This window comes from Streptomyces sp. NPDC002853, assembly GCF_053591915.1.
In genome coordinates this window covers 111,292-138,008 of record NZ_JBSFUS010000011.1, presented here as the reverse complement: position 1 = coordinate 138,008, position 26,717 = coordinate 111,292, and the positions used below count along the sequence as shown (strand labels likewise).

The 26,717-nt window shown below is 71.0% G+C and carries 26 protein-coding genes; 13 read left to right on the top strand and 13 right to left on the bottom strand.

Annotation, left to right across the window (positions count from 1 at the left end; translation table 11 throughout):
* Window position 1 precedes the first annotated feature (1 nt).
* Window positions 2–895, bottom strand: coding sequence for a 4-hydroxy-tetrahydrodipicolinate synthase (gene dapA, locus ACWD02_RS29500; protein ID WP_451215597.1), 894 nt, complete (start codon window positions 893–895; stop codon window positions 2–4).
* A 207-nt stretch (window positions 896–1,102) separates the two neighbouring features.
* Between dapA and ACWD02_RS29495 the strand changes: the two genes are divergently transcribed.
* The 6 genes from ACWD02_RS29495 (at window position 1,103) to ACWD02_RS29470 (ending at window position 5,157) form a co-directional block, all read left to right on the top strand.
* Complete coding sequence (locus ACWD02_RS29495) at window positions 1,103–1,255, top strand: hypothetical protein (protein WP_451215595.1); 153 nt, start codon at window positions 1,103–1,105, stop codon at window positions 1,253–1,255.
* Window positions 1,252–1,920 carry a hypothetical protein gene (locus ACWD02_RS29490; RefSeq protein ID WP_451215593.1) on the top strand — a complete coding sequence of 223 codons (669 nt, stop codon included), beginning with the start codon at window positions 1,252–1,254 and terminating at the stop codon, window positions 1,918–1,920. The genes ACWD02_RS29495 and ACWD02_RS29490 overlap by 4 nt, the downstream gene beginning before the upstream one ends.
* Window positions 1,921–2,009: 89 nt before the next feature.
* The gene (locus ACWD02_RS29485) at window positions 2,010–2,777 is read left to right on the top strand and encodes an SDR family NAD(P)-dependent oxidoreductase (protein ID WP_451215591.1); all 768 of its coding nucleotides are present in this window, start codon (window positions 2,010–2,012) and stop codon (window positions 2,775–2,777) included.
* Between the two features lie 54 nt (window positions 2,778–2,831).
* A complete protein-coding gene (locus ACWD02_RS29480) occupies window positions 2,832–3,623 on the top strand; it encodes an SGNH/GDSL hydrolase family protein (RefSeq protein WP_451215589.1) in 792 nt (263 codons plus the stop codon).
* 76 nt (window positions 3,624–3,699) lie between these two features.
* Window positions 3,700–4,260 carry an antibiotic biosynthesis monooxygenase gene (locus tag ACWD02_RS29475; protein ID WP_451215587.1) on the top strand — a complete coding sequence of 187 codons (561 nt, stop codon included), beginning with the start codon at window positions 3,700–3,702 and terminating at the stop codon, window positions 4,258–4,260.
* Window positions 4,261–4,416: 156 nt separating this feature from the next.
* Window positions 4,417–5,157 carry an SRPBCC family protein gene (locus ACWD02_RS29470; protein ID WP_451215585.1) on the top strand — a complete coding sequence of 247 codons (741 nt, stop codon included), beginning with the start codon at window positions 4,417–4,419 and terminating at the stop codon, window positions 5,155–5,157.
* Window positions 5,158–5,164: 7 nt separating this feature from the next.
* On the opposite strand, the gene ACWD02_RS29465 is transcribed toward ACWD02_RS29470, so the two are convergent.
* Complete coding sequence (locus tag ACWD02_RS29465) at window positions 5,165–7,030, bottom strand: endonuclease/exonuclease/phosphatase family protein (RefSeq protein ID WP_451215583.1); 1,866 nt, start codon at window positions 7,028–7,030, stop codon at window positions 5,165–5,167.
* Between the two features lie 277 nt (window positions 7,031–7,307).
* Here ACWD02_RS29465 and ACWD02_RS29460 point away from each other — a divergent pair, with 277 nt between their 5' ends.
* Complete coding sequence (locus ACWD02_RS29460) at window positions 7,308–8,768, top strand: hypothetical protein (RefSeq protein ID WP_451215581.1); 1,461 nt, start codon at window positions 7,308–7,310, stop codon at window positions 8,766–8,768.
* Between the two features lie 82 nt (window positions 8,769–8,850).
* Here ACWD02_RS29460 and ACWD02_RS29455 read toward each other — a convergent pair whose 3' ends face one another.
* The 4 genes from ACWD02_RS29455 to ACWD02_RS29440 all read right to left on the bottom strand — a co-directional run bounded on the left by ACWD02_RS29455 (window position 8,851) and on the right by ACWD02_RS29440 (window position 11,708).
* Window positions 8,851–9,297, bottom strand: a complete 447-nt coding sequence (locus ACWD02_RS29455) for a hypothetical protein (RefSeq protein ID WP_451215579.1) — start codon at window positions 9,295–9,297, stop codon at window positions 8,851–8,853.
* A 28-nt stretch (window positions 9,298–9,325) separates the two neighbouring features.
* Complete coding sequence (locus ACWD02_RS29450) at window positions 9,326–10,480, bottom strand: hypothetical protein (RefSeq protein WP_451215577.1); 1,155 nt, start codon at window positions 10,478–10,480, stop codon at window positions 9,326–9,328.
* A gap of 64 nt (window positions 10,481–10,544) precedes the next feature.
* Window positions 10,545–10,772, bottom strand: coding sequence for a hypothetical protein (locus ACWD02_RS29445; protein WP_451215575.1), 228 nt, complete (start codon window positions 10,770–10,772; stop codon window positions 10,545–10,547).
* Between the two features lie 168 nt (window positions 10,773–10,940).
* Window positions 10,941–11,708, bottom strand: coding sequence for an SDR family NAD(P)-dependent oxidoreductase (locus tag ACWD02_RS29440; RefSeq protein WP_451215574.1), 768 nt, complete (start codon window positions 11,706–11,708; stop codon window positions 10,941–10,943).
* Between the two features lie 103 nt (window positions 11,709–11,811).
* Between ACWD02_RS29440 and ACWD02_RS29435 the strand changes: the two genes are divergently transcribed.
* From ACWD02_RS29435 to ACWD02_RS29420, 4 genes are all read left to right on the top strand, one after another.
* Window positions 11,812–13,251: an alkaline phosphatase PhoX gene (locus ACWD02_RS29435; protein ID WP_451215572.1), complete on the top strand. Its 1,440-nt coding sequence runs from the start codon at window positions 11,812–11,814 to the stop codon at window positions 13,249–13,251.
* Between the two features lie 253 nt (window positions 13,252–13,504).
* Entirely contained in the window at window positions 13,505–15,115 is a 1,611-nt protein-coding gene (locus tag ACWD02_RS29430) for a TROVE domain-containing protein (RefSeq protein ID WP_451215570.1), read from the top strand.
* A 120-nt stretch (window positions 15,116–15,235) separates the two neighbouring features.
* Window positions 15,236–16,258 (top strand): 1-aminocyclopropane-1-carboxylate deaminase, encoded by a 1,023-nt coding sequence (locus ACWD02_RS29425; protein WP_451215568.1) that lies wholly within the window; start codon window positions 15,236–15,238, stop codon window positions 16,256–16,258.
* 208 nt (window positions 16,259–16,466) lie between these two features.
* Window positions 16,467–16,694, top strand: a complete 228-nt coding sequence (locus ACWD02_RS29420; protein ID WP_135329399.1) for a CarD family transcriptional regulator — start codon at window positions 16,467–16,469, stop codon at window positions 16,692–16,694.
* Window positions 16,695–16,837: 143 nt separating this feature from the next.
* Here the strand turns inward: ACWD02_RS29420 and ACWD02_RS29415 are convergent, their stop codons facing one another.
* The 7 genes from ACWD02_RS29415 to ACWD02_RS29385 form a co-directional block, all read right to left on the bottom strand.
* On the bottom strand, window positions 16,838–18,064 hold the full coding sequence (locus ACWD02_RS29415; RefSeq protein ID WP_451216001.1) for a TerD family protein: 1,227 nt from the start codon (window positions 18,062–18,064) through the stop codon (window positions 16,838–16,840).
* A gap of 85 nt (window positions 18,065–18,149) precedes the next feature.
* The gene (locus tag ACWD02_RS29410; protein ID WP_451215566.1) at window positions 18,150–19,139 is read right to left on the bottom strand and encodes a zinc-dependent alcohol dehydrogenase family protein; all 990 of its coding nucleotides are present in this window, start codon (window positions 19,137–19,139) and stop codon (window positions 18,150–18,152) included.
* Entirely contained in the window at window positions 19,136–20,005 is an 870-nt protein-coding gene (locus tag ACWD02_RS29405) for a carbohydrate ABC transporter permease (RefSeq protein ID WP_451215564.1), read from the bottom strand. The genes ACWD02_RS29410 and ACWD02_RS29405 overlap by 4 nt, the downstream gene beginning before the upstream one ends.
* Window positions 20,002–20,958 carry a carbohydrate ABC transporter permease gene (locus tag ACWD02_RS29400; RefSeq protein ID WP_451215562.1) on the bottom strand — a complete coding sequence of 319 codons (957 nt, stop codon included), beginning with the start codon at window positions 20,956–20,958 and terminating at the stop codon, window positions 20,002–20,004. The genes ACWD02_RS29405 and ACWD02_RS29400 overlap by 4 nt, the downstream gene beginning before the upstream one ends.
* On the bottom strand, window positions 20,955–22,319 hold the full coding sequence (locus ACWD02_RS29395) for an ABC transporter substrate-binding protein (RefSeq protein WP_451215560.1): 1,365 nt from the start codon (window positions 22,317–22,319) through the stop codon (window positions 20,955–20,957). Before ACWD02_RS29395 ends, ACWD02_RS29400 begins: the two co-directional genes overlap by 4 nt.
* Window positions 22,320–22,448: 129 nt before the next feature.
* Window positions 22,449–23,219: a DeoR/GlpR family DNA-binding transcription regulator gene (locus tag ACWD02_RS29390; protein WP_451215558.1), complete on the bottom strand. Its 771-nt coding sequence runs from the start codon at window positions 23,217–23,219 to the stop codon at window positions 22,449–22,451.
* Window positions 23,220–23,529: 310 nt separating this feature from the next.
* Window positions 23,530–24,339 carry an NAD-dependent epimerase/dehydratase family protein gene (locus ACWD02_RS29385; RefSeq protein WP_451215556.1) on the bottom strand — a complete coding sequence of 270 codons (810 nt, stop codon included), beginning with the start codon at window positions 24,337–24,339 and terminating at the stop codon, window positions 23,530–23,532.
* A gap of 250 nt (window positions 24,340–24,589) precedes the next feature.
* On the opposite strand from ACWD02_RS29385, the gene ACWD02_RS29380 reads away from it, so the two are divergent.
* Entirely contained in the window at window positions 24,590–25,543 is a 954-nt protein-coding gene (locus ACWD02_RS29380) for a 5-dehydro-4-deoxyglucarate dehydratase (protein ID WP_451215554.1), read from the top strand.
* Window positions 25,540–26,706: a hypothetical protein gene (locus ACWD02_RS29375; protein ID WP_451215552.1), complete on the top strand. Its 1,167-nt coding sequence runs from the start codon at window positions 25,540–25,542 to the stop codon at window positions 26,704–26,706. Before ACWD02_RS29380 ends, ACWD02_RS29375 begins: the two co-directional genes overlap by 4 nt.
* The last annotated feature ends 11 nt before the right edge of the window (window positions 26,707–26,717 follow it).

The following is a 26,717-nucleotide window of genomic DNA, read 5'->3' as shown; positions in this document are numbered from 1 at the left end:
GTCACAGTGCTGCGTACGCGGCCAGCAGCCCGTCGGTCGCCTCGCGGTCGGCGGGCCGCAGCGGTGCGCGGACAGGGCCGCCGGGCAGGCCGAGCGCGTTCAGGAGCGCCTTGGCGGTGACCGTGCCCGGCAGGCCGGAGCCCATCATCGACTCGATCAGAGCCATGGCCTGTTGCTGGAGGCGACGCGCCCGCGTCGTGTCACCCGCGTCGAAGGCGTCGATGACGGCCCGCATGTGCCGCGGCACGACGTTGGAGACCGTGCTGATGTAGCCGGTGCCACCCACCGCGTACAGCGCCAGGATGAACTCGTCGCAGCCGGTGTAGTACGCCAAGTCGGTCCGGGACAACACCTTCTGAGTGCCCATCAGGTCGTATGCGCAGTCCTTCACGGCGACGATCCGCGGATGCTCCGCCAGCCGCAGCATCGTCTCCGGCTCGATGCGCGTTCCGGTGCGCCCCGGGATGTCGTAGAGCGCGAGCGGGAGTCCTGTCGCGTCGGCGACCTGAAGGAAGTGTGCCTCGACGGCGTCCTGTGGCGGCTTGCTGTAGTAGGGCGTGACCACCAACAGGGCGTCGGCGCCCGCCCTTTCGGCCCGCAGCGCCATCTCGACCGTGTGCCGGGTGGCGTGGCTGCCGACGCCCGCGACGATCGAGGCCCGGTCACCGACCGCCTCGGCGACGGCTCGGACGAGTGCGGCCTTCTCGTCGTCGGACGTGGTGGGGGACTCGCCGGTGGTGCCGGACAGGACGAGCCCGTCGCAGCCTTCGGCCACCAGGCGCGCGGCGAGCGCCTGGGCGCCGTCGAGGTCGAGCAGGCCGTCGTCCGTGAAGGGCGTGACCATCGCGCAGAGAGCGCGGCCGAGGGGAGGAGCCGTGGAGGAGGGTGAGGTCATAGAGGCAGTGTCGGTACGCCGACGCTGAAGCTCCACTTAATTCTGCTACGAGGTGGGCGACAGGAACGCTAAGAGGTGGCCGCCCGAGATGGCCGCGAACCGCCGGTGTGCGGGCCCGGACCTAGTGCCAACTCGCCCCCGTATGCGCCACCATGGGCCGACGGTAGTCGACGGGCGGCCGCGCGGCGGCCGGCCACAGGAGGCGTCATGAGGCTGGGCAAAGCACTCGCCACCGGGATCGCCGAGGAAGCCCCGCAGGAGCGGACGCGGCAGAAGGATCTTGAGCAGCACATGGAACCCGAGACCGAACCGGCGCCGGCGATCGCGGAGCCGACGCCCGAGGTCCCGGCCGCCCGGTGAGGCTGCGGCTCCCCGCGGAACGCCCGAAGGAGCCGCCGACCGGATACAAGATCGCCCGCCTCGCGCTGTCCCAGGACGGCGCGAGGGCCGGGTTCACCGGTGTCTCCCTGGGGGCGGCCCTGCCCTACGGCGCGCTCGACGAGGCCCGCTGCGTCTACGGGCGGCGGCACGCGGCCCCGCACCGCCGCTGCGACTGCGGGTTCCACTGCGTCCACGAACGCGCCACGGCGCAGGCCCTCCTGTGCACCGCCGAGCACCGTGGCGCCGCGCTGCTGCAGGTCACGGTGCTGGGTGCGTACATCCGCTTCGAGCGGGGGTTCCGGTACGCGCGCCAGCGGGTGCGCGCCGTGACGGTGCAGCCCTGTCGCTGCGGGGCGCGGGCCTCGGTCCTCGCGGACGCCGGGTGGGGCAGGCCGGGGTGGCGGGTGGTCGAGGGGGTGTGCGTGGTGTGCGCGGGCGGGCGTGCGTCGGTGCGGCTCGCGGAGTACGCCCGACTCGCCGGAGAGGGCGTCACGGTCACCGGGGCGGGCCCCCAGTCCGTGCCGGGGTCGCCGTCCGAGGTCATGGGGGTGCCCGAACTGGTCGCGGAGGCGGCGCTGCTGCAGGCCCGACTTGACGTGTTTCAGGGCGAGTTGGAACGGCTGGCAGGGGACGGGCGGGAGTAGGGCCGCGGAAAGCCGTCCAGGCCGTCCGTGCCGTCTGGCATGATCGGCGCGGGGTGCGACAGGCCGACATGACGAAGGCATGAGGCTTGATGAACAAGAACGACAACCAAGCGGGGACAGCACAGGAGACGCGCGTGGCCCTGGTGACGGGCTCGTCGTCGGGCATCGGCGCCGAGGTGGCCAGACGCCTCGCCGCCGCGGGGATCCGCGTGGTGCTCAACTCCGCCCGCTCGGTGGAGGCGGGCGAGAAGCTGGCCGCCGAACTGCCCGGCGCCCGCTACGTCCGGGCGAACGTCGCCGACGAGGACGACGCCAAGCGCCTGGTCCGATCCGCGGTCGACGCCTACGGACGTCTGGACATCCTGGTCAACTGCGCGGGAGCCACCCGCTTCATCCCCCACGACGACTTCGAGTCCGCGAGCCCCCAGGTCTGGCGCGAGCTGTACGACATCAACGTCATCGGCGTCTGGCAGACGATCACGGCCGCCGTCCCCCACCTCAGGGCGAGCGGCACGGGCAGCGTCGTCACCATCTCCTCGCAGGCGGGCGTGCGCCCCGGCGGCAGCTCGATCCCGTACTCGGTCAGCAAGGCCGCCGTGAACCACATGACGAAACTGCTCGCCAAGACCCTCGGCCCGGACGTACGGGTCAACGCGGTGGCGCCCGGCATGATCGACACCCCGTGGTTCGACGGGGTGGAGGGCATCGAGACCGCGATGGAGGAGACGGCGGCGCGGCTCCCGCTGCGCCGCGTGGGCCGGCCGCAGGACATCGCGGACGCCGTCTTCGACCTGGTGAACGCCTCGTACATCACCGGCGAGATCCTTCTGGTGGACGGCGGCGGCCACCTCCTGTGACCGGCGCGTCATCGCCGCGTTGACGTTCCCGGGCCCCGCGGGGAAGCTCTGGCCATGACGACGCATGCGTACGCCCGCTATGTCGCGATCGGCGACAGCCAGACGGAAGGGGTCGGTGACGGTGACGAGGCGCGCGGATACCGCGGCTGGGCCGACCGGCTCGCCGAGATCCTGGCCGAGGGGAAGCCGGGGTTCGGATACGCGAACCTCGCCGTACGGGGCAGGCTGACGGCCCGCATCAAGGCCGAGCAGCTGGCCCCGGCCCTGGCGCTGCGCCCCGACCTGGTCACCGTCATGGCGGGCATGAACGACCTGGTGCGTCCCGGCTTCGACGCGGCGCGGGTGGCCGGTGACATCGAGGACATGTTCACCGAGCTGACCGCGGCGGGCGTGCGCGTGGCCACCGTGACGTTCCCCGACCTCGGGCGGATCTCGCCGCTCGCGCGCAGGGCGCTGCCCCGCGTCCTGGATCTGAACGCCCGCATCCGCGCGGCCGCGGACCGCCACGGAGTCGTCGTCCTGGACACGTTCCCGCACCGGGTCACCACGGACCCCCGCCTGTGGAGCACCGACCGGCTGCACGCGAGCCCGCTGGGGCACGCGCGGATCGCCGCGGGCATGGCGGACGCGCTGGGCGTCCCCGGTCACGAGGACTGGACACGGCCGCTGCTGCCCCCGCCGCCCCCGGTCTCCGCGCTGCGGGCCGTGGCGGCGGAGACGGCGTGGTTCGCGGGGTTCATGGGCCCGTGGTTGTGGCGACGCGTCCGGGGGCGCTCGTCGGGCGACGGGCGCGCGGCGAAGCGTCCCGAGCTCGGTCCGGTCGCCGCTTCCCCGGAACGGGCTTGACCTCAAGTTTGCTTGAGGTTACAGGCTGTGGGCAACGGGTCGAACAGGGCCCGTCCACACGCCGAAGGAGCAGGCCATGAAGGCACACGTCGACGCCACCACCCTCCCCGACCCGGCCCGCGCGGACGGCGGCCTCGTCTTCCTCAGCACATGGAGCACGGGAACGCCGGACCGGCAGCGGGCCACGGCCGACGCGATCGCCGAGGCCTGGGGGAGCCGTCCGTGGCCGCACGAGGGCCTGCTCTCGTACACCGTGTACGCCGGGGTGGACGGCTCCACGGTGGCGCACCGCTCGCACTGGCGGGATGACGAGGCGTACCAGGACTTCTTCGCCCACGGCAGGGACGAGCGGAACACCGAGATCGACCAGGCCGTGCCGGGCATCGAACGGCTGGGGCTGCACAAGACTCGGCTGCGGGACGGGACGGCGCGGGCGGCCGGTGACGGCCGGGCGGCCCGGGCGATCGTCATCGCCGAGGGGGAAGCCGGGGTCCGGGCGGCGACGGGCCTGATCTCCGTCCATTTCCACGTGACGACGGACGGCGGACGGGTGATCCGGTACGAGGAGTGGGAGAGCGGGGAAGGGCTGCCCGATGAAGGCAAGTACCGCCTGGCGTACGGGATCGAGCCCCGCTGACCTCGTGCGGCCGTACGCCCCGAGGTTGGCTCTTTCTCACCCATCACGCACTCCCTGCCCGGTTGTCGCGCACCCCTTCCCCGGCACCACCGGTGCCCTGGACGGGAAGGGGTGCCGGTGGGATGTTGAAGCGATGTGGGACGTCAGGGAGTCGCCATGACCGCAGGCAAGGAGTTTGAGATCGAGCGGGAGTTCGAGGTCGATGCCTCTCCCGCCGAAGTCTGGGACGCGTTCACCACCGGCACCGGCGGCTGGTTGTGGCCCATGGTGGAGTACGAACCCCGCGAGGGCGGAGCCGCCCCCCACGGCGGCACGGTCACCCACTGGGAGCCGCCGCACCGCCTCACCGACCGCGTCGACGACCCCGAGGGCCTCCCGCCCGGCCAGACCGTCAACCGGCTCGACCGCGTCATCGAGCCCCGCGACGGCGGCCGCCGCTCCTGGGTCCACTACGTGCACAGCGGCATCCTCACCGACGACTGGGCCAGCCGGTACGAGGAAGCCAGCAAGCACACCGACTTCTACCTGCACACCCTGCGCCAGTACCTGACGTACTTCATGGGCCTGCCCGTCACCTTCACCACCCTCGACGGACCCGCGCCCTCCACCGCCCCGCACGCCTTCACCAAGCTGGGCCGCCGCCTCGGCCTGCCCGACGACGCGTCCGAGGGCGCCCGCGTACGCGTGCACGCCCCCGGCGAAGCCCTCGACGCCATGGTCGACTTCCGCAGCAGACACTTCATCGGCCTGCGCACGGACACCGCCCTCTACCGCTTCTTCGGCCGCAACCACTTCGGTGCCCCGGTGGGCATCAGCATCCACGACTTCGCGCCGCAGGCGGACGCCAAGGGCACCGAAATGGCATGGCGGGACTGGCTGCTCAGGCTGTACGCGTGAGCCCTGGCTACGGCTTGAACCTCAGCACCTGCGGGTCATGGTCACTGTTCTGCTCGGCGAACTCCGCGTTGATGTGCACGCTGTCGTACGAGAAGCCCTTCGAGCCCGCGCGCCCCACACCCGGGCTGGTCAGGATCTGGTCCAGGACCTGCGAGTTGCCCTGGTAGACGTACGAGTAACGCTCCGACCGGGGAAGGGACTTGGCCGCGGACCGCAACGCGCCGCCCGCCTCCAGCGCGGCCGTCGTCGCCGAGAACTCGAAGTCGTTCACGTCCCCGACGACCACCACGTCCGCGTTCTTCTCGATCTTCCGCACGTCCCGCACGAAGGAGTTCACGGCCTGCGCCTGCCGCAGCCGCTTCGCCTCCGAGGACCGCACAGGCGGCTGGTGCCGCGAGGTGAGACCCTCGTCGCCGCCCTTCGACCCGAAGTGGTTCGCGACCACGATCACGCTGCGCCCCCGGAAGCGGAACTCTCCGGCCAGCGGCTTGCGGCTGTCCGCCCACGCGGTGTTCGCGGGGTCGACGCGCCCGGGTGAGAGCGTCAGCGCGGCGCGCCCGGAGGACCGTACGACCCCCGTGCCCGTCGTCGCGTCGCCTTCGCCACGGTCCGTGAAGGAGACCCGCTCGGGGTTGAAGAGGAACACCTGACGGATGTTGCCGCCCGGCTCGCCGCCGTCCTTGTTGTTCTCCGGGTCGACGGACCGCCACTCGTAGCGCGGCCCGCCCGCGGCGACGATCGCGTCCGTGAACTTCTTCAGCGTCGCCTCCGCCGAGACGGTCCCGTCGTTCTTCGGGCCGTTGTCGTCCTGGATCTCCTCCAGGGCGAGGATGTCGGGCGAGGCGAGGTTCGAGACGACGGCCCCGGCCAGCGCGTCGAACTTCGTCTGCGGGTCGCCCGGGTCGAGATTCTCGACGTTGTACGTCGCGACGGCGAGCTCACCCTTGGCCTGGCGCCGCGTCCTCTCCCGTACGAGACCCTTGTCCTCGACCTCGCCGAGCGTCCGCGCGACCAGGGTGTAGCCGCCGAACTGGTTGAAGTCCAGGGGCCCTTCGGCGCCGCCGGACAGTGAGTCGCCGACGTTCGCCTTCGGGAAGGGCCGCTCGGAGACCGGAGCCAGCTGCTGGATCTGCAGGCGCCCGGTGTTCTGGTCGTCGTAGGACCCGTACACCGTGCCGCCGCGCCGGTTGGCGTTCTCGTGCGGCTTCACGGTGACCCACAGCTCCGAGTACGGATCCGTGGCGCCGACCACGCGCGAGGTGCCGACGCGGACGTTCATGCCCTCCAGGGACTCGTACAGGTCCAGGGCGTACGAGCGGGGCTTCAGGGGCAGCGCGTTGATGCTGCCGCCGGCCGCGGGGTCGCCCTCGGGCGCGTACGCGGAGGGCACCGCCTTGGCGCTCACCGTGACGGGCGCGGGCAGCTTGTTGCCGGACGACTCGACCGTGACCGTCGGCTTGGTGAGCTGGGTCAGGGACTGGTTGCCGGACGACTCGCCGCCGGGGACGTACTCGCCGACGGTCCCGGAGACGCGGACCGCGTCACCGGCCTGCACGGTGAGGGCGGCCGAGCCGGTGTAGACGAAGACGCCCTCGCTGGTCGCGGGGTCGGCGTCGGCCTTCGGGTCCTGGATCCAGAAGCCCTTCGAGCCGTACGTACGGACGCCGGTCACGATGCCCGTCACGTCCGTGACCTGCTGTCCGGCGAGGGGTGAGAGGCGGGTGGTGCCCTGGATGTCGTGGACGCGCACCTCGGCGGCGGACGCGGACGAGGTGCTCACGGCGAGCAGACCGGCGGCCAGGGCGGTGGCCAGGACGGCGGAGACGGCGGCGGATCTCGCGGCGGGCCGGGTGGCACGGGATATGTGCGGCATCGAGGAACTCCGGATGAGGGTGAGGTCGTATGACGAGGGTGAGAGCGAGCGGGGTGGGCCGGTGGGCGCACAGCGCTCTACGCGCGTCAATCTCTTGTGTGCCCAGGGGAGTTGTCAAGGTTCGGCGGGTGTTCTCACCATGTATGTCTCCTGACAGGGACATGAACCGGGCGGCATGGGTCGAAATCCGTCTAGGCTTCGGTCCAGCAGACCTTTCCCCGGGTGCTCGGCTCCGCCCGAGCAGGGGACGCCCCATCCTTCGGAGGAGAACCAGCCGATGTCCGTAAGTCCCGCCACCCTGCCGCCGGTGCTGCTGCACTCCGAAGCGGAACTCGCGCGGGCCGCGCTCGCCACGCCGCTGCTCTCCCGCGCCGCGCGCCTCGCCCGCTGGGCGGGCCCCGAGACGCGCGTCGGGGCGGGCGGTGAGCTCGTCGAGGAGCAGCTGCCGGCCGCCGCGGCCGAGCTGGGCCTCGCCGCGGACGACCCGGACGCCGCCGCGTACGCGAGCGAGGCCTGGCGCGTCGCCGTCGACACGGGCCTGGTGGACGTCACGGACGCGGACGAGTCGGAGGGTGCGGACGCGCCGGGCACGGTGACCGCGGGCGAGGACCTCGCAGCGCTCACCTCCGGCAGCCCGCAGGACATCCTGGCCGTCTGGCTCGGCGCCCTGGACACCGTCTACTCGGACGCGACCGTGCCCGACATGGACAACCTCCTCGACGTCCTGGAGGAGAAGGGCGAGGTCGACTTCGAGGAGCTCGGCTGGGACCCGCAGGCCGAGGCGGACTTCCTGGACGGCGTCCTCGGCAACCTCTACCTGCTCACCGCGGGTGACGCCGGGGCGGGCGAGGGCCCGGTGCCGCTGCCCGCGCTCGCCGCCTCCATGATCGTGCCCGACGACATGGGGGAGCCGACGGACGACATCCTGGAGCAGGTGTCGGACGCGATGATGAAGCTCGACGACCAGTTCCGGCTCTTCGAGCCGCTCGGGCTCGTCGAGTACCAGCCGGTCGACGAGGCCCTCATGGTGGACATCGACGAGGCCGAGGCGCCGCTGCCGGACGACGACGAGGACGTCACGCGGTACGGCATGGTCCGCCTGACCCCGCTCGGTGTGTACGGCATCAGGGCGCGCATGCTGGAGGCGGGCGTGGACGCCCCCGCGGTCGGCGATCTCACGGACAAGGGCGCCGACGCGCTGCTCGAAGGGACGGCCGGCTTCCCGCAGGCCGCCGCGCAGGCCGAGATCGAGCAGTGGCTCGCGCGGCACGAACCGCTGGGCGCGGCACGGGAGTTGCTGGCCGCCGCGCGGGGCGGCGACGAGGGTGCGCCGCTGCGGCGGCTCCGGTGCCAGCAGGCGCTCTCGCTGGTCGGCAATGAGGCGGAGCCCGCCCTGCGGGAGGTGCTCGACGACGCCGAGCTCGGCGGGCTGGCCCGGGTGTGGCTGGCCGAGCACGGGGCGGCCGACGTGCCCGCGCCCTCCGAGGCGCTGGTCTTCTGGCTGACCATCGACACGATCGCCGCGCAGCTCGCGGCCGAGGGCAACTCGGACGAGCTGCAGGGCTTGGTGGAGGGTCTCTCCGAGCAGCACAGCGGCTTCTTCGCCGCGGCCTGGCGGGTCGAACACCCCGCCACCGCGGACGTCCTGGAGGCGATGGGTCGGCTGCACCCCGACAAGAAGGTGGCCAAGGAAGCCCGCAAGGCGGCCTTCAAGGCCCGTTCGCAGCAAGGGATGTGACGTCGGGAACCGGCCGGGGCGGACCTTTCGCCCCGGCCGGTTCGCCGATTCAGCTCAGCACTGATGCCTCAGCACTGATACCTCAGCACTGGTACAGCGTCGTGTGCTTGAACGACGACGTGGCGCCGTCGAAGCCGTACGTACCCCGGTACGCCGGAGGGTTCTGGTACTCGCCGACGATCGTGATCGTGTTGGCGCAGGAGCCCTGGCCCGTGCGTTTGGCGTCCAGCCGGATGCTGTCGCCGATGAAGCCGCCCGTGATGTCCCACGGAGCGCCGCAGATGCCCGAGGTGATCTGACCGCCCACCACCACGTGCGGGTAGGTGTTCGGGTTGAACTTCACCTCGACGGCGAAGGTGATCGCCCCGTTGTGCAGCTCCAGCTTGCAGGTGGTGGCGACCGCCTCCGCGGACACCTCCTGGGGCGCGGCGAACGCCTCGTCACGCGTCTTGACCTCGGCGCCCTGCGGATTGTGGAAGCGGTGCTCCGCGCGGGCCCGGCCCTTCTGCTTGCGTGCCTGAGTGGTCATGGAAGCCCTCCTCTCGTGGTGCGACCGGTCAGGCCAGCTGCTCGGATACCTCGATGCGCAGCAGCGCGCGGACGTTCTCGTAGTGGTTGAGCACGGTGACGGTCGAGGAACCGGCGAACAGCAGGCCCAGCGCGACGTTGTCGAGTGAGGTCACCAGGGACCCCGAGTCGCCGCCCGCCGAGATGTTCGTCGTCAGGATCTGGTCCTTGAAGCGGGCCGTGCCCGCCGTGCCGTAGTTGACGTCGATGGTGGCGTCGACGGCGATGATCCGGCCGAAGGAGATGTTGGTCGTACGGCCGGTCTTCTTCACCAGGTCGCCGACCGCGACGTTCGCCTTGCGGCGCCAGGCGCGCGGCGCACCGCTGAAGTACGTCTCGCGGGTCGCGTCCTGGAAGTCGACGGTGCCGAGCGCCGCGTCGACGACGTTGTTGTGCCGCTCCAGCGGGGTCTGCGGGGCGAACTGGATCGTGATGAAGCGCTCCAGGGTCGCGATGCGGTCGGCCGGGTCCTGACCGCCGTCGAAGACACCCGGCTGCACGATCGCGCTGCCCAGCTGGGCGCGGTTGGAGTCGGCGAGCACGTGGTTGTTGGAGAGGATGTAGAACTTCGCCGGCACACCGAGGCCGGGTCCGGGCGGGTCGACCGAGGCGCCGGGCAGGAAGTCGTAGACCACGCTGCCGAGCGTGCCCGCCGTCACGCGTACGTTGCCGACCGAGGCGCCGGAGGGACACGGGCGCATCCGGCGCTTGAGGAGCTGCGGCTCGTACGCGCCGAGCCCGGAGAGCTCTTCGAGCATGGGCTGCGAAAGGCCCGCGAGCTGCTCGCTCACGCCGCCGTCGGGCCCGTACGTCACCGAGCGGTCCTCGGTGCGCCCTGCCTTGCGCTGCTGCCGCTGCGCGGCGACATGGCCGACGGCGACCACGTCGGTGGGGGTGCCGTCGTCCATCTGGGCGGGGATGACGTCCCGCTCCGGGAGCATGGACTCCGGAACCTTCTGGGTCACGAACACGATGACCGCGGGTTCGCCGGTGGGCTCACCCTCGATCCACTTCACGCCGTGACCGAAGCCGACGACGTTGGCCAGTGACGTCCGGGGGCCCAGGAAGTCCCCTGCCGCCTGCTGGCGCGAGCTGTCGCTGAGCTGACCGCCGGTGGGTCCTCGCATCAATTCGGGCTGGCTCACCACGCCAGACCACCTCTTCCCCTTGGTTGAAGGGTGGAGTTCCGGTCCGCCTCCGCAGGCCGTCCTACTGCGCCGCGGGCTCACCGATGGCGAGCACGCGTACGGGGACGCCTTCCAGCACTGCCGGAACCACGTCTTCGTCCCGGAGCCGGTCACGGGGCACCTTGCGGGTCACGAACACGACGATCACGTCCGCCCCCGAGGAGTCGTCCTTGCCGATGCCGACGCCGGTGACATTGGCCAGCTTCATCAGCCGGTCCTCATGGAGGCTGCGTGCCTGCGATGCGTCCACGCGGCTCGCCTCCCCCAACGGGTGATGCAGGTAGGGGATGTCTATTGCCGTGCGGAGGGCGGGTCAAGGCGTTCCGCACGAAATCTTGGCTTTCCGGGCGATCCGCTCCTGTTGACCTTGTTTACGAAGATTCTTCCGACCACTGGCTCAGGACCGCGAACCTCCGGGTCACGTACGCAGATGTGAGGCGCCGTTGAGGTCGAGGACCGTACCCGATGCCCACTCCGCGACCGGTGAAGCCAGCCACAGCACCGCCGCGGCGATCTCGTCCGCCGTGCCCGCACGCCCGAAGGGGCTCTGCGCGCGGATCGCCGCGCCCTCGTCACCGCTCAGCCGGTGGGCCACCCGTTCGGTCTCGAAGAACCCGGGGGCCACCGACGCCACCGCGATCCCGTACGGCGCCAGCGACACCGCGAGGGACTGGCCGAGCGCGTGCACGGCCGCCTTGGTCGCCCCGTACGCCGGGTGGTCGGGCTCCCCGCGGAAAGCGCCGCGCGAGCCGATGTTCACGATCCGGCCGCCCGTACCCTGGTCGATCATCCGGCGTGCCGCCAGGTGACTGAGGTTGGCCGTCGCGAGAAGGTTCACCGATACGTGCCGGTGCCAGAGCGCCGCCCAGTCCTCGTACGACGTGTCGGCGAGGGGATGCGGCAGATTCACGGCGGCGTTGTTGACCAGCACGTCCACGCCGCCGAGCGCATCGGCGGCCCGCCCCGCGACGTCCGCCGCGCCCGCCGGATCCGACAGGTCGCCGCCCACCAGGACGTGCCCCTCGCCCTTGAGCGAGGCGAGCGTCGCGCGCGCGTCGTCCTCGCGTGAGCCGTAGTGCACCGCGACGCGGTCGCCGTTCTCCGCGAAGGCGCGGGCGAGGGCTCTGCCCAGGCCTCGGGAGGCGCCGCTGATCAGGACGCGGCGGTCGGTGCCTGGCAGGTTCATGGAAGGAAGCCCCTTGACGTCGGACGGCGTTCAACCGCCGTTTATACGTGAGCGGGAACGTGACGCCGAAACAGCCCGGCCGGAACCCGCCCCAGGAGACATCATGTCGCTCACCCGCAGGGACTTCGCCAGACGCTCCGCGATCACCGGAGCGGGGGTCGCGCTGACCGGCAGTGTCGGCGCGCTCGCCACCGCCCCCAATGCGCTCGCCGCCGAGGAGACGACGGCGGGCGGGGCCGATGGGCTGGGCCGCGACCCCGGCTACGGCCCCCTCGTCCCCGACCCGGATGGCCTGCTCGCGCTGCCCGCCGGATTCTCGTACCGCGTCCTCACCCACAGCGGGAAGACGAAGCTGGAGACCGGCGAGTTCACGCCGTCCAACCACGACGGCACGGCCACCTTCGAGGGCCCGCGCGGCGTCACACTGCTCGTCAACAACCATGAGCTCGGCGGCCCCCGCTCCCGCTGGGCGCACCCCGTCCCGCTCACCGAAGGCCTCGTCTACGACCCGGCCGCGGCCGGCGGCTGCACCGTCGTCGAGGTCCGCCGCGGCGGACAGGTCGCCGAGTGGGTCGGTATCGCGGGTACCGCCACCAACTGCGCGGGCGGCAGCACTCCCTGGGGCACCTGGCTGACCTGCGAGGAGACCGAGGACCGGGCCGGGCAGAACGGCATGACCAAGGACCACGGCTACGTCTTCGAGGTCGACCCCTACGACCGGCGTGCCAACCGTGCCCCCAAGCCGATCAAGGCTCTTGGCCGCTACGCCCACGAGGCCGTCGTCGTCGACCCCAAGCGCGGCCACCTCTACCTCACCGAGGACGCGTCGGGCCCCAACGGCCTGCTCTACCGCTGGACCCCGCCGCAGGGCTTCGAGCACGGCCGCGGCAAGCTGCGCAGGCTCGCCGACGACGCGGGCGTCCTGAAGGCGCCCAAGTGCTTCGACTCCGGCGGCCGCTTCGTGGACGACCTGTCCCGCGCCACCAGGATCGGCACTGTGTACGGCGTGGACTGGGTCGAGGTCCCGGACCGCGACGCCCGCACGGTCCCGGTGCGCGAGCAGTTCGACGACGGCGACATCACGCGCGCCCGCAAGCTCGAAGGCATGTGGTGGGGTGACGGCGGTGTCTACATCGTGGCCTCGTTCGCCCGTGACGAGAGCCCCGTCGCGCACGACGGGCAGGTGTGGTTCTACCACCCGTCGCGCCGCACCCTCACCCTGAAGGTGCTCCTGGGCGTCAATCCGGACCCCGCCAAGGACGGCGCCTTCGACGGCCCGGACAACATCACCGTCTCCCCGTACGGCGGCCTCGTCATCGCCGAGGACGGCGACGGCGTCCAGCACCTCTTCGGGGCGACCGAGCGCGGCCGCACTTACCCCATCGCGCGCAACGAACTCAACGCGGGAACCCCCGAGAAGCCCTCCTACAGCGAGTTCACCGGCGTCACGTTCTCCCCCGACGGCAAGACGCTCTACGCCAGCATCCAGACCCCCGGCATCCTGCTGGCGATCACGGGGCCGTGGCGGCGTCGGCGCCACTGAATGCGGGCCCGCACCGAAAAAGAATTGGTGCCCCCTGAGTTCACCCTCCTAAAGTGAGTCCCGTCCAGGTGCGAAGGCAGGACTTACTTCCACTCATAATGGGGAGCGGACGGGTTCGAGTCCCGTCTCCGGCACCAACAGGCCGGAGTAGCTCAGGGGTTAGAGCACCATCGTCAGTTCAGCCGAATGGAACTCTGGACACCCGAACTTGCCGTGCCGTCTTCCCCAGAAATTCGAATTCGGGGGAATTCACATGGCACGCTTCAACACCAAGGCCGCGAAGGCGCTCGTCACTTCCGCCGTGAAGTCGACCGGGCGCCTCGCGCCGACCCACCAGGGCGGCCGAGGTCACCTGCGCGACCCGCGCTCCGAGCTCTTCCTGCTCTCGGTGGCGAACTTCGTGTCCCAGCGGACCTTCTACGAGGGCGGGGGCGCCCGCGACGACCGCTTCTCCGCGCTCGTGCGGCGCCTCGCCGTCGAGGACCCGGAGTGGACCGCGGGTCTGCTCGGCTGGCTGCGGGGCGACGGCAACATGCGCACGGCCTCGCTGGTCGGCGCCGCCGAGTACGTCAAGGCGCGCCTCGACGCGGGCGTCACCGACGGCCCCGCCAACCGCCGGGTCGTCGACTCGGTGCTGCGCCGCCCTGACGAGCCCGGCGAGCTGCTCGGGTACTGGACGGCGACGTACGGCCGCAACGTCCCCAAGCCCGTCAAGCGCGGCATCGCCGACGCCGTGCGCCGCCTGTACGGCGAGAAGGCGCTGCTGAAGTACGACATGGCGTCCAAGGGGTACCGCTTCGGCGACATCCTCAACCTCGTGCACGCCACGCCCGACGCGGACAAGCCGTGGCAGGGCGCCCTCTTCCAGTACGCGCTCGACCGCCGCCACCACCCCGAGACCGCTGTCCCGCCCGCCTCCGCCCGCATCCTGGCCGCGCACCGCGCGCTGATGGCGGTGCCGGTCGCCGAGCGGCGCGCGGTGGTCACCGGGACGGGCGGGGCCGCGCGGCTCGCCGAGGCGGGCATGACCTGGGAGGCGCTCGCGGGCTGGCTGCAGGGGCCGATGGACAAGGCGGCCTGGGAAGCCGTCATCCCGTCCATGGGCGTGATGGCGCTCGTCCGGAACCTGCGCAACTTCGACGAGGCTGGGGTGTCGGACGAGGTGGCCGGTGTCGTCGCGGCGAAGCTCGCGGACCCGGCACAGGTCGCGAAGTCGCGACAGTTCCCCTTCCGCTACCTCGCCGCGTACCAGCACGCGCCGTCGCTGCGCTGGGCGTACCCGCTGGAGCAGGCGCTCGGCCACTCGCTGGCCAACGTGCCTGCCCTGCCCGGCCGTTCGCTGATCCTGGTCGACCGCTCGGGCTCGATGTGGTCGCCGCTCTCGGACCGCTCGCAGCTCAACCGCGCCGACGCGGCCGCGGTCTTCGGCACGGCGCTCGCCCTGCGGGCGGCGCACGCGGACCTGGTCGAGTTCGGCACGACCAGCGCCCGGGTGACGTACGGCAAGGGCGAGTCCGTCCTGAAGGTGCTCGAGCGCTTCGGCAGCCTCGGCGGCACGAACACCACCGAGGCGGTGCGCCGCTTCTACAAGAAGCACGACCGGGTCCTGATCGTCACCGACGAGCAGGCGACGTACAACTACCACGGTGACCCGACCGAGCAGGTCCCGGCGCACATCCCCGTCTACACCTGGAACCTCGCGGGCCACCGGGTGGGCCACGGCGAGTCCGGCACGGGCAATCGTCATGTCTTCGGCGGGCTCTCGGACGCGGCGTTCCGAATGGTGCAGTTGCTGGAGACGGGCACTTCGAGCGACTGGCCGTGGGCGCGCACGCCCAAGGCCATTGCCCACGGGGCGAGTTGACATCTAGCATTTCAGGCGAACACGCCGCCCGCATCGCGGCACTGCGGGCGGCCAAGCCGCCGGTTCGTGGCGGCCGTGGTGTCCGGCGCCCCTGCAGCCCTGAACCGGCCGGAGGCCCACGTGTCCACACCCCTCGATTCGTATGCCCGCTACCCCCTCCTCTTCGGCCCCTCGCCCGTCCATCCCCTGGACCGCCTCACCCACCACCTCGGCGGCGCCGCGCTCTGGGCCAAGCGCGAGGACTGCAACTCCGGCATCGCGTACGGCGGCAACAAGACGCGCAAACTGGAGTTCCTGGTGGCCGACGCGTTGGCGCAGGGCTGCGACACCCTCGTGTCGATCGGCGGCGTCCAGTCCAACCACACCCGCCAGGTCGCGGCCGTCGCGGCCCGCGCCGGACTCAAGTGCGTGCTGATCCAGGAGAGCTGGGTCGACTGGCCCGATTCCGTGTACGACAAGGTCGGCAACATCCTCGTGAGCCGGCTCGCGGGCGCCGACGTACGCCTCGTGCGCGCCGGGTTCGGCATCGGCATCAAGGAGAGCTGGGAGCAGGCGGTGCGGGAGGTCGAGGAGTCCGGCGGCAAGCCGTACGCGATCCCGGCGGGCTGCTCCGAGCACCGCCTCGGCGGCCTGGGCTTCGCGCGCTGGGCCTACGAAGTGACCGAGCAGGAGGAGGAGTTGGGGGTGTTCTTCGACACCGTCGTGGTCTGCTCGGTGACCGGGTCCACGCAGGCCGGGATGGTCGCGGGCTTCGCCGCGCTCGCGGAGGAGGGGGCCCGCCCCCGCCGCGTCCTCGGCATCGACGCCTCCGCCGATCCCGGCCGTACCCGCGAGCAGATCGCCAGGATCACCCGCGGGACCGCCGAACTCATCGGCGTACAGGCAGAGGTGAAGGACGCCGACATCGAGCTGGACGCGCGCTATCACGCGGGGACCTACGGACTCCCCGACGAGGCCACCCTCGACGCGATGCGGCTCGCGGCCCGCACGGAGGGCATGGTGACCGATCCGGTGTACGAGGGGAAGTCGATGGCCGGGATGATCGACCTGGTGGACAGGGGGGAGATCGCGCGCGACGCGACCGTCCTGTACGCACACCTCGGCGGACAGCCCGCCCTGAATGCCTACAGTGCCCTGTTCTGATCCCTTCGGCCCCTCCTGTCCTTCCGCTGAATCGCGAAGGCGGCCGAGGCCCCTGGTGCACGTATGTGCGCGTCGTGCGCGTGGTGCCACGGAACAACTACGTACCGCTACGGGGAACCTGCAATTGTGTGTCGGTTTGATGCCGATGTGAGGACCGTGTGAGCTCGGAGCATGGTGCGGCGGGGTCCGGAGGGCGCATACTCAGAACATGACGAGGCCCCCCGGTACCCGACGCCACCTGCCGAACAGCCCTTTCAACGTTCCGCCGCCCCCCGCGCCGCCCATCGAGCAGTTCGCCGTGGGCGACCGGGTCTCCCACGATCAGTACGGACTCGGACGGATCGTCGGAGTGGAAGGCGAGGAAGCAGTGGTCATCGACTTCGCAGGCCGCCAGGGAAGGTTCCTGAGCCCCTATCCCAAGCTGGCCAAGCTCTGATCTGACGTACGCCTGCGCGCGCGTCCCCACGTACGACAAGGGGCGGCCGACGGGAAGGTCATCCCTTCCCCGCCGGCCGCCCCTGCGCTTGCCTCCAGAGGCTTCCGGCGGCCTCTCACGGCCGCCGGAGGTGCGCGCCTCGGCTACAGCGCCTGCGCCGCGGGCTTCACCATTCCGCGCACGGTGCGTGACTTGACGAAGTCACCCATGGCGGTCATTTCCCACTCGCCGGTGAACTGCTTGATCAGCTTGGCCATCATCACGCCCGTCTGCGCCTCGGCGTTCGTGAGGTCGAAGCGGACCAGCTCCTCACCCGTCGCCGCGTCGAGCAGGCGGCAGTACGCCTTGGCGACCTGCGTGAACTTCTGGCCCGAGAACGAGTTCACCGTGAAGACGAGGCCCGTGACGTCCTGCGGCAGCCGGCCCAGGTCCACGACGATCACCTCGTCGTCACCGCCGCCCTCGCCCGTGAGGTTGTCGCCGGAGTGTTTGATCGCGCCGTTCACGATCGACAGCTTGCCGAAGTAGCAGCTGTCCACGTGGTTGCGCTGCGGGCCGTACGCGATGACGGAGGCGTCCAGGTCGATGTCCTTGCCGCGGAACGCGGGCTCCCAGCCGAGGCCCATCTTGACCTGCGAGAGGAGCGGCTTGCCGCCCTTGACCAGGGACACGGTCTGGTTCTTCTGGAGGCTGACCCGGCCCTTGTCCAGGTTGATCTTCCCGGCGCCGGGCGCGGGGGCCGCGGGCGCCGGGGGAGCGGCGGGGGCGGCGGGCGCGGCGACGCGGGGGTCCGCGGCCGGCGGGGGCGGGCCCTGGACGGGGGCGCCGGACGGGGGCGCCATCGGGGCGGCGGGCGCCGGAGCCGCCGGGGCGGCGGGCTCCTCGACCGAGACACCGAAGTCCGTCGCGATGCCGGCCAGGCCGTTGGAGTACCCCTGGCCGACGGCGCGCGCCTTCCACGCGCCGTTGCGCAGATAGACCTCGACGATCACCAGGGCGGTCTCGCCGCCGAGCTGCGGGGGCGTGAACGAGGCGAGGACGGTTCCGTCGTCCGCGTTGCGGATGGTGGCGGTGGGCTCGATGCCCTGGAAGGACTGGCCCGGCGCGTCCGGGCTCGCGGTGACGACGATCTTCTCGATGCCCGCGGGCACGGCACTGGTGTCCACCGTGATCTTGTCGGGCGTGGTGCCGCCACCCGACTGGTAGGTCACACCGGGGCCCGAGGGCTGGTTGAAGAAGATGAAGTCGTCGTCGGAGCGCACCTTGCCGTCGGCGGTGAGCAGCAGGCCCGACACGTCGAGCCGCACCGGAGCGGCGACGTCAACCGCCACGCGGGTGGCGGAGAGAGGGATGTTCGAGCCGGGTGTCATAGCGGTCATGTCCGGGGTAACGAACGTCCCGGCTTTGCCGTTCCCTTACCCGCGGAAGTTTCTCTCCCCGCCGCCGCGGCCATTCCTAGGGCACCACCACGATCTTCCGGCCCATGCCCGAGGCGAAACGTTCCAGCGCCTGGGGGTAGGTGTCCAGGGGGAGCCTGTCGCTGATGAAGACGTCCGGGTCGAGAACACCCCCGGCGAACAGCTCCGCCGCCCGCTCGTAGCTGTGCAGGACCGCCATCGACCCGGTGATGGTGATCTCCTGGTTGTAGATGCGGTACGGGTCGATGCTGACCCGCGTCGCGTAGTCGGCGACCCCGAACTGCAGGAACGTCCCCGCCTTGGCGACGCGCCCGATGCCGTCCTGGATCGCGTTCGCGTTCCCCGTGGCGTCGACCACGATGTCCCAGCCCTGCGGCCGGTCGAGCTCGTCCGCGCCCGCGGCCGACCCCGATACGCCCAACTGCCGCGCCGTGGCGAGGCGGTCCGGGTTGAGGTCCACGATGTCCACGCTCGCCGCTCCCGTCCGCTTGGCGAGCTCCAGCATCATCAGGCCCATCGTCCCCGAGCCGTAGATCAGGACGTGGGCGCCGAGCCGGGCGCGCAGCACGTCGTAGCCGCGCACCGCGCAGGACAGCGGCTCGATGAGGGCCGCGTCCTGGGTGCGTACGTGCTCGGGGAGCCGCACGCAGTTGGCGACGGGCGCGAGGGCGTACTGGGCCGCGCCGCCCGCCGTGGTGACGCCGATCGCGGCCCAGCGCTCGCAGAGGTTGTTGTGGCCGGTGCGGCAGTAGCGGCACTCGTGGCAGTACAGCGAGGGGTCGACCGCGACCCGGTCGCCGACCGCGAGCTCCGTGACCTCGCGCCCGAGCCCCACCACCTCCCCGGCGAACTCGTGCCCCGGAACCACCGGCAGCGTGGGCGCGAACTCGCCCTGCAGGATGTGCAGATCGGTCCCGCACAGACCGCACGCGGCGACCTCGACGACGACCTCGCGCGGCCCCGGCGTGGGGTCGGGCACCTCGCCGACGACGGCCTTGCCGACGGACTCGATGATGGCGGCCTTCACTTGACGGCTCCCAACGACAGGCCCTGGACCAGCTTGTCCTGGGCGGCGAACCCCGCGGCGAGCACCGGCAGGGAGATCACGAGCGACGCGGCGCACACCTTGGCCAGGAAGAGGCCCTGGCTGGTGATGAAGCCGGTCAGGAACACAGGGGCGGTCTGGGCGACGACGCCCGTCAGCACCCGTGCGAAGAGGAGTTCGTTCCAGCTGAAGATGAAGCAGATCAGGGACGTCGCCGCGATGCCCGGCAGCGCGATGGGGGCCACCACGCGCGCGAGGATGGTGGGCAGCCGTGCCCCGTCGATCTGCGCGGCCTCGATGATCGCGACCGGCACCTCGGCGAGGAAGGACTGCATCATCCACACCGCGATCGGCAGGTTCATCGACGTGTAGAGGATGACGAGCAGCCAGATGTTGTCGAGCATCTCGGTGTTCTTGGCGAAGAGATAGATCGGCAGGAGACCCGCCACGACCGGCAGCATCTTCGTCGAGAGGAAGAAGAACAGGACGTCCGTCCACTTCTTCACCGGCCTGATGGAGAGCGCGTACGCGGCGGGCAGCGCCAGGATCAGCACAAGCAGGGTCGATGCGACCGACGCCACGGTCGAGTTGATGAGCGCGGGCCAGGGGCTCGCGCCGCCGCCCGAGCCGAAGAACTCGCGGTAGCCGTCCAGGGTGAGCGAGGCGGCGAGCGAGGGCGGGTTGGTCGCCGCGTCCTCCTCCGAGTGGAAGGAGGTCAGCGTCATCCAGGCGATGGGCAGGAAGAACAGGATGCCGGCCAGCCAGGCTGCGAGGCCGAGGCCGGCGGAGCCCCGGATGCGAAAGCGGCTCCCGGGCTGTGTACGTACTCGCGTCGCTACGGTGCTCATGCGCGGGACGCCTCCTCACGGAACAGGGACGAGACGACCCGCAGCGCGAAGGTCGCGATGATGATGGAACCGATGACGACGAGGACACCGGCGGCGGACGCCAGACCGTTCTCGTGGGCCTGGTAGAAGCTCTGGTAGACGGTGTAGGGCAGGTTCGCCGTGCCCAGACCGCCCGAGGTGATCGTGAAGACGGCGTCGAAGTTCTGCACGATGTAGATCGAGCCGAGCAGCGCCCCCAGCTCCAGATAGCGCCGCAGATGCGGCAGCGTCAGATACCGGAACACCTGCCAGTTGCCCGCGCCGTCCATCCGGGCCGCCTCGATGAGCTCGCTGTCGCGGCTCTGCAGGCCGGCGAGCAGGATCAGCATCATGAAGGGCGTCCACTGCCAGATCAGGGAGGCCTCGATGGCGATCAGCGGGGTGTTGGACACCCAGTCGGGCTGCGCCGCGCCCTCACCGCCCACCCAGTTCAGGAGGCCGTTGAAGAGGCCGTACTCAGGGTTGTAGAGCACGTGCTTCCACAGCAGCGCGGCGGCCACCGGCACCAGCAGGAAGGGCGCGATCAGCAACGTACGCACCAGACCACGGCCCCGGAACTTCCGGTCGAGGAGCAGGGCGAGAGCGAGTCCGATGACGAGGCTCGCGAGCACCACCGTGGCCGTGAGCACGATGGTCGTCAGGACGGACTTGCGCAGGTCCGGGTCGGTGAGGACCTCGGAGTAGTTGTCGAGCCCGGCGAAGCTGCGGGCGTCGGGGTAGAGGGCGTTCCAGTCGAAGAAGGAGATCACCAGCGTGGCCACGAACGGCAGCTGGGTGACGACGACCATGAAGATCAGGGCGGGCAGGAGCGGGGCCCTGGTGGCCCAGGCGCGCAGCCTGCCGCCCGGCTTCCTGGGGGAGGACGCGCGCGCGGTCGGGGGCGCGACGGTGGGGGTACTCGCGGTGGCGGTCATCGTCCCTCGTACTCCTCGGCGATCTTCTCGGCGAGCTTCTGTGACTTCTTGAGGGCCGATTCGACGGACTGGCGTCCGGCGATGGCCGCGCTGATCTCCTGGGAGACCTTCGTGCCGAGGTCGGTGAACTCGGGTATGCCGACGAACTGGATGCCGGGCGCGGGCCGGGGCTGCACGCCCGGGTCACGCGGTTTCGCGCCCTCGATGGCGGCATGGGTGACGTCCTGGAAGGCGGCGGCTTCCTTGCGGTACTCGGGGTTGGCGTACGTGGAGGCGCGCTTGCCCGCGGGGACGTTGGACCAGCCGATCTTCTCGCCGACCAGTTCCTCGTACTCCTTGCTGGACGCCCAGGAGACAAACTTCCAGGCCTTGTCCGGGTTGCGCGACGCCTTCTGCAGACCCCAGGCCCAGGTGTAGAGCCACCCGGAGCTCTCGGTCTTCTCCACCGGCGCGGGTACGTAGCCGATCTTGCCCTTGACCGGGGACTTGGCGGACTCCAGCGACCCGGCGGCGGCCGTGGCGTCGTACCACATGGCGGTCTTGCCCTGGGTGAGGTTGTTCAGGCACTCGGCATAGCCGGACTGGGCGGCTCCGGACTCGCCGTGCTCGCGCACGAGGTCCACGTAGAACTGTGTCGCCTTCTTGAACTCGGGGGAGTCAAGCCGGGCCTTCCAGTCCTTGTCGAACCACGTCCCCCCGAAGGTGTTCACCACACTCGTCAGGGGCGCGATCAGCTCGCCCCAGCCCGGAAGGCCGCGCAGGCAGATGCCCTTCATCCCGGACTCGGCGCCGTCCACCTCCGCCGCGAGCTTCCCCACCTGCTGCCAGGTGGGCTTCTTCGGCATGGTGAGACCGGCCTTCTCGAAGACGTCCTTGCGGTACATCAGGAAGGACGACTCCCCGTAGAAGGGCTGTCCGTAGAGCTTGCCGTCGTCCCCGGTGAGGGACTGGCGCATCGACGGCAGTACGTCCTTCTCGTCGTACGCCGTGTCCTTGCGGGTGTACGAGCCGAGCTCGTGCAGCCAGTCGTTCTTGGCGTAGATCGGGATCTCGTAGTTGCTGAGCGTGGCGACGTCGTACTGGCCCGCCTGGTTGGCGAAGTCCTGGCTGATCTTGTCGCGGACGTCGTTCTCGGGCAGGACCGTGAAGTTCACCTTGATGCCCGTTTCCTTGGTGAAGTGGGCGGCGGTGAGCTTCTGCAGTTCGACCATCTGCGGGTTGTTCACCATCAGTACGTTGATGGAGTCGCCGGAACCGGTCCCGCCCGCCCCGGCCCAGCAGCCGGAGAGCAGCGGGGCAAGCAGCGTCCCTGCGGCTGCCGCGGCGAGTGCGCGCGGCCTCCGTCGGCTCTGGGTTCGCATGAATGCTCCTGGACGTATGGGGACTTATGGGTTGGGTGAGGGGTGCGTCGGGGTGGGTTCGGGCGTGCGGGATCACGAAAGGTGCGGACGGGGAGTGGGGAGGGGAGTGGGGGAGGGCGAGCGGGGGTTTCAGACGCGGATGACCTGGGGGCCCTGGAGCGAGTAGCGGTGTGCCTCGGAGGCGGGCAACTGCGTGCTCGTGACGATCGCCTCCAGCTCGCCGACGTGCCCGAACCGGCAGAAGCTCGTCGCCCCGAACTTGGTGTGCACACCCGCGAACACGGTGCGCCGTGACGCGCGGATGGCCTGCGTCTTGACCTCGCTGACGGCGGGGTCGGGCGTGGTCAGGCCGTGCTCACGGGAGATGCCGTTGGCCCCGATGTAGGCGAGGTCGATCACGAACCCGGCCAGCATGCGCGTCGTCCAGTGGTCGACGGTCGCGAGGGTGCCGGGGCGGACGCGGCCGCCGAGGAGCAGCACGGACATGTCGGCGGCCTCGGCGAGGGCGCCGGCGGTGGCCAGGGAGGCGGTGACCACGGTCAGCGGGCGGCCCTTGGCGGCCTCGGGGAGTGCCTCGGCGATGAGCTGCGGGGTGAAGCCCTCGTCGACGAAGACCGTTTCGGCGTCGCCGAGGAGGTCGGCGGCGGCGGTGGCGATCCTTCGCTTCTCCGGGACGTGCATGGTGGTGCGGAAGGCGAGGGTCGTCTCGAAGCCGGCGCTCTCCACGGGGTAGGCGCCGCCGTGGGTGCGGCGGACGAGTCCGTGGTCCTCCAGGGCGCGGAGGTCCCGGCGGACGGTTTCCTTGGCGACGCCCAGTTCGGTGGCGAGGGCGGTGACGTCCACGGAGCCGGAGGTCCGCGCGGCCCGGACGATTTTTCGCTGACGCTCTTCCGCGGTCATGGCCGCCTCCTTCCCTCGCCGTGCCCGTTCGGGCCCTGGGGGAAAGTTCTACAGCGGGGCGGGGTGTGTGAACAGGCTCGGAACGGGGGCGATGGCGCCCGTCTCTGCCCGTTTGGCGGGGCCGCGGCCTCTGGTTCGGGCGGGCGGGGTGCCCGTTCGGGGGGCCTCGGGTGCCCGTTTGGCGCCCGGGTGGGGGTTCGGGATTCGTCCTCAAACGCCGGACGGGCTGAATCTTTCAGCCGTCCGGCGTTTGAGGACGCCCCCGCGCAGCGGGTTTTCGGGAAGGGGTGGGGTTGGGGAAAGAGGCCCCTCAGTACGGCCACACCTGAGGGTTGGTGCAGAAGTGGCCCCCCAGGTTCGCGTGATCCGGGTTCCCGGGATCCAGTTCGCCCTGCTCCGCGACCAGCTTCTCCGCGTACTGCTCCGAGTCGTCCTGCGGCTCATAGCCCAGCGCACGCGCCGACGAAAGGTCCCACCACAGCCGCGTGTTGGCGGACGAGCCGTACACCACCGCATGCCCCACCGTGGAAGCGGTCAGCGCCGCGTGGAAGAGTCGCGCGCCGTCGCCCGGCGACATCCAGACCGACAGCATCCGCACGCTCGTCGGCTCCGGGAAGCACGACCCGATCCGCACCGAGACCGTCTCGACCCCGTGCTTGTCCCAGTAGAACTGGGCGAGATCCTCGCCGAAGGACTTCGACAGGCCGTAGAACGTGTCGGGGCGGCGCGGCGTGTCCACCGCGATCAGCGGATCGTCGCCGACGGGTCGCGGCGTGAACCCCACCGCGTGGTTCGACGAGGCGAAGACGACCCGGCGGACACCCTCCTCGCGCGCCGCCTCGTAGAGGTTGTACGTCCCCTCGATGTTCGCCCGCAGGATCTTGTCGAAGGAGGACTCCAGGGAGATGCCCGCGAGATGGATGACCGCGTCGACACCCCGCACGGCCTCCCGCAGCGCCTTCTTGTCGGCGAGGTCCGCCGTGATCGCGTCCGGCTCGCCCTCGATGGGCCGCACGTCGAGCAGCCGCAGGTCGTGGCCGTAGGCCGGAAGCAGCCCCCGCATCAGGGTGCCGAGGCCGCCTGCGGCGCCGGTGAGCAGGACGGTGCGGGAAGCGGGCATGAGGAAGGTCTCCTGTGTATGTGTACGTACAGCATTCACATTTGTGGACACGCTAGAGATCGACGGCTCGTCGCGTCAAGTGTCGTACGGAGGTGCGTGATCCGCTCGCGAATCGCTCTCAAATCGCGATTCTCTTGCCGACCTTGACGCTTGACCGGGGATCGGCGGGCACCTTAGCGTGGAGCTGTTCAGAAATATGGACGTGGATCAGAAACGTGGATCGGAAAACGTGCACGCTAAGGGAGAGCCCGTGACGTCAGCACCCCTCGCCGCTCGACTCGACATCCCCAGCGGGCCGCTGTTCTTCCCGGTCACCGCCTACGCGCCGGACGGCTCCATCGACCTCGACGTCTTCCGCGCGCACGTGCGCGCGGGGGTCGAGGCGGGTGCGGCGGCCGTGTTCGCCTGCTGCGGCACGGGTGAGTTCCACGCCCTGACGCCCGAGGAGTTCCGGGCGTGCGTCGCCGCCGCCGTCGAGGAGTCGGCGGGACGCGTGCCGGTGGTCGCGGGAGCGGGCTACGGCACCGCGCTCGCCGTCAGGTACGCGAAGCTCGCCGAGGACGCGGGCGCCGACGGGCTGCTCGCGATGCCTCCCTATCTCGTCGTGGCCGGGCAGGAGGGCCTGCTTCGGCACTACGCCGAACTGGCCGCGGCGACCTCCCTCGAAGTCATCGTCTACCAGCGCGACAACGCCGTGTTCACCCCGGAGACCGTGGTCGGGCTCGCCCGCACCGAGGGCATCATCGGGTTCAAGGACGGCCTCGGCGACATGGACCTGATGCAGCGCATCGTCAGCGCCGTACGCGCGGAAGTCCCGGAGGACTTCCTCTACTTCAACGGCCTGCCGACCGCCGAGCTGACCGGGCTCGCCTACCGCGGCATCGGCGTGACGCTCTACTCGTCCGCCGTCTTCTGCTTCGCGCCCGACATCGCGCTCGCCTTCCACCGGGCCTTCAACGCCCGGACCGCCGAGGGCGACGCCACCGTGAACCGCCTCATCGACGGCTTCTACCGCCCCTTCGTGGAGCTGCGCGCCGAGGGCAGGGGATACGCCGTCTCCCTCGTCAAGGCGGGCGTACGCCTGGCCGGGCTCGACGTCGGCGGGGTGCGGACGCCGCTGCACGAACCCGCCGATGAACACATCAAGCGCCTCGCCGAACTGACCGAGCGCGGGCGGGCCCTGCTGCGGGAGGAGAGCGCGTGAGGACCTCCGCCTTCCTGTACCCCTGGGACGTCGTCGGCGACCCCGCGGCGCCCGCGCGCGTCGCCGGCCTCGGCGTCCAGCAGGTCACCCTCGCCTCCGCCTACCACTCCACCCGCGCGCTCACCCCGCGCCACCCGCGCCACCGCATCGTCACCGCCGAGCACGCGGCGGTGCTCTACGAACCGGGCGATTGGTGGCAGGGACGCGAGCTGCGCCCGTACGCGGCCGGGAGCTGGGCCCCCGGCGACGCCTACGGAGAGGCCGCCGAAGCGCTGGCGGCCGCCGGGCTCGACGTGCACACCTGGGTCGTCCTCGCCCACAACTCCCGTATGGGCGCCGAGCATCCGGACACCGGCGTCGTCAACGCCTACGGAGACCGCTATCCCTGGGCGCCCTGCATCGCACGGCCCGCCACGCGCGCGTACCTCGTCGATCTCGCCGCCGAGGCCGCCGTCCGGCCCGGCGCGGGCGGCACCGAGCTGGAGTCCCTCGGCTGGTACGGCCTCGCGCATCTGCACGCTCACGACAAGATCGCGGGAGTGCCGCTCGGGGAGGCCGGGCAGTACCTGATGTCCCTCTGCTTCTGCGCGGACTGCCGTGCGGGGTACGCCGGGCAAGGCCTCGCCCCCGACGAGTTGGCGGCCGGTGTCCGCCGCGCCCTGGAGCCCGTGTGGCGCGGCGAGGAGCCTCCCGGGGGCTGGGAGGCGGTGGAGAAGCTCCTGGGGGCGCAGACGGCGGCCGCCACGCGCGCGTGGCGCGAGGAAACCGCCCGTACGCTCCAGGAGGCGGCGATCGCGGCCGTGCGCGCCGCCGCCCCGTACGGCTTCCAAGTACTGCTGCACGCCGACCCGGTGGCGTACCACTGCGGGGCCAACGCCGGAGTCGATCCCGAGCGCATCCTCTCCGTGGCCGACGGCGTGGTCGTGCCCTGTACGGGCGGCGCCCGGGCGCTGGCGCCCTTCGCCGCGCACCGCACGGCCCGCACCACCCTCGCCGCGAACCTCACCGTCGTCTCCGGCATGGGCGGCAGCCCCGCCACCCTCGCCGCCGACGCCGAGAACGCGGCCACGCTGGGTGCGGACGAACTGCGGCTTTACCACGCCGGGTTGGCGTCCGACGAGGATCTCGCACACGTGACGACGGCCCTGGCACACCTCACATAGCCCCTGTCGCA

Coding starts and splice junctions, on each gene's coding strand:
- dapA (WP_451215597.1), bottom strand. CDS start 895: ATGACCTCACCCTCCTCCACGGCTCCTCCCCTCGGCCGCGCTCTCTGC.
- ACWD02_RS29495 (WP_451215595.1), top strand. CDS start 1,103: ATGAGGCTGGGCAAAGCACTCGCCACCGGGATCGCCGAGGAAGCCCCG.
- ACWD02_RS29485 (WP_451215591.1), top strand. CDS start 2,010: ATGAACAAGAACGACAACCAAGCGGGGACAGCACAGGAGACGCGCGTG.
- ACWD02_RS29480 (WP_451215589.1), top strand. CDS start 2,832: ATGACGACGCATGCGTACGCCCGCTATGTCGCGATCGGCGACAGCCAG.
- ACWD02_RS29475 (WP_451215587.1), top strand. CDS start 3,700: ATGAAGGCACACGTCGACGCCACCACCCTCCCCGACCCGGCCCGCGCG.
- ACWD02_RS29470 (WP_451215585.1), top strand. CDS start 4,417: ATGACCGCAGGCAAGGAGTTTGAGATCGAGCGGGAGTTCGAGGTCGAT.
- ACWD02_RS29465 (WP_451215583.1), bottom strand. CDS start 7,030: ATGCCGCACATATCCCGTGCCACCCGGCCCGCCGCGAGATCCGCCGCC.
- ACWD02_RS29460 (WP_451215581.1), top strand. CDS start 7,308: ATGTCCGTAAGTCCCGCCACCCTGCCGCCGGTGCTGCTGCACTCCGAA.
- ACWD02_RS29455 (WP_451215579.1), bottom strand. CDS start 9,297: ATGACCACTCAGGCACGCAAGCAGAAGGGCCGGGCCCGCGCGGAGCAC.
- ACWD02_RS29440 (WP_451215574.1), bottom strand. CDS start 11,708: ATGAACCTGCCAGGCACCGACCGCCGCGTCCTGATCAGCGGCGCCTCC.
- ACWD02_RS29435 (WP_451215572.1), top strand. CDS start 11,812: ATGTCGCTCACCCGCAGGGACTTCGCCAGACGCTCCGCGATCACCGGA.
- ACWD02_RS29430 (WP_451215570.1), top strand. CDS start 13,505: ATGGCACGCTTCAACACCAAGGCCGCGAAGGCGCTCGTCACTTCCGCC.
- ACWD02_RS29420 (WP_135329399.1), top strand. CDS start 16,467: ATGACGAGGCCCCCCGGTACCCGACGCCACCTGCCGAACAGCCCTTTC.
- ACWD02_RS29415 (WP_451216001.1), bottom strand. CDS start 18,064: ATGACACCCGGCTCGAACATCCCTCTCTCCGCCACCCGCGTGGCGGTT.
- ACWD02_RS29405 (WP_451215564.1), bottom strand. CDS start 20,005: ATGAGCACCGTAGCGACGCGAGTACGTACACAGCCCGGGAGCCGCTTT.
- ACWD02_RS29400 (WP_451215562.1), bottom strand. CDS start 20,958: ATGACCGCCACCGCGAGTACCCCCACCGTCGCGCCCCCGACCGCGCGC.
- ACWD02_RS29395 (WP_451215560.1), bottom strand. CDS start 22,319: ATGCGAACCCAGAGCCGACGGAGGCCGCGCGCACTCGCCGCGGCAGCC.
- ACWD02_RS29390 (WP_451215558.1), bottom strand. CDS start 23,219: ATGACCGCGGAAGAGCGTCAGCGAAAAATCGTCCGGGCCGCGCGGACC.
- ACWD02_RS29385 (WP_451215556.1), bottom strand. CDS start 24,339: ATGCCCGCTTCCCGCACCGTCCTGCTCACCGGCGCCGCAGGCGGCCTC.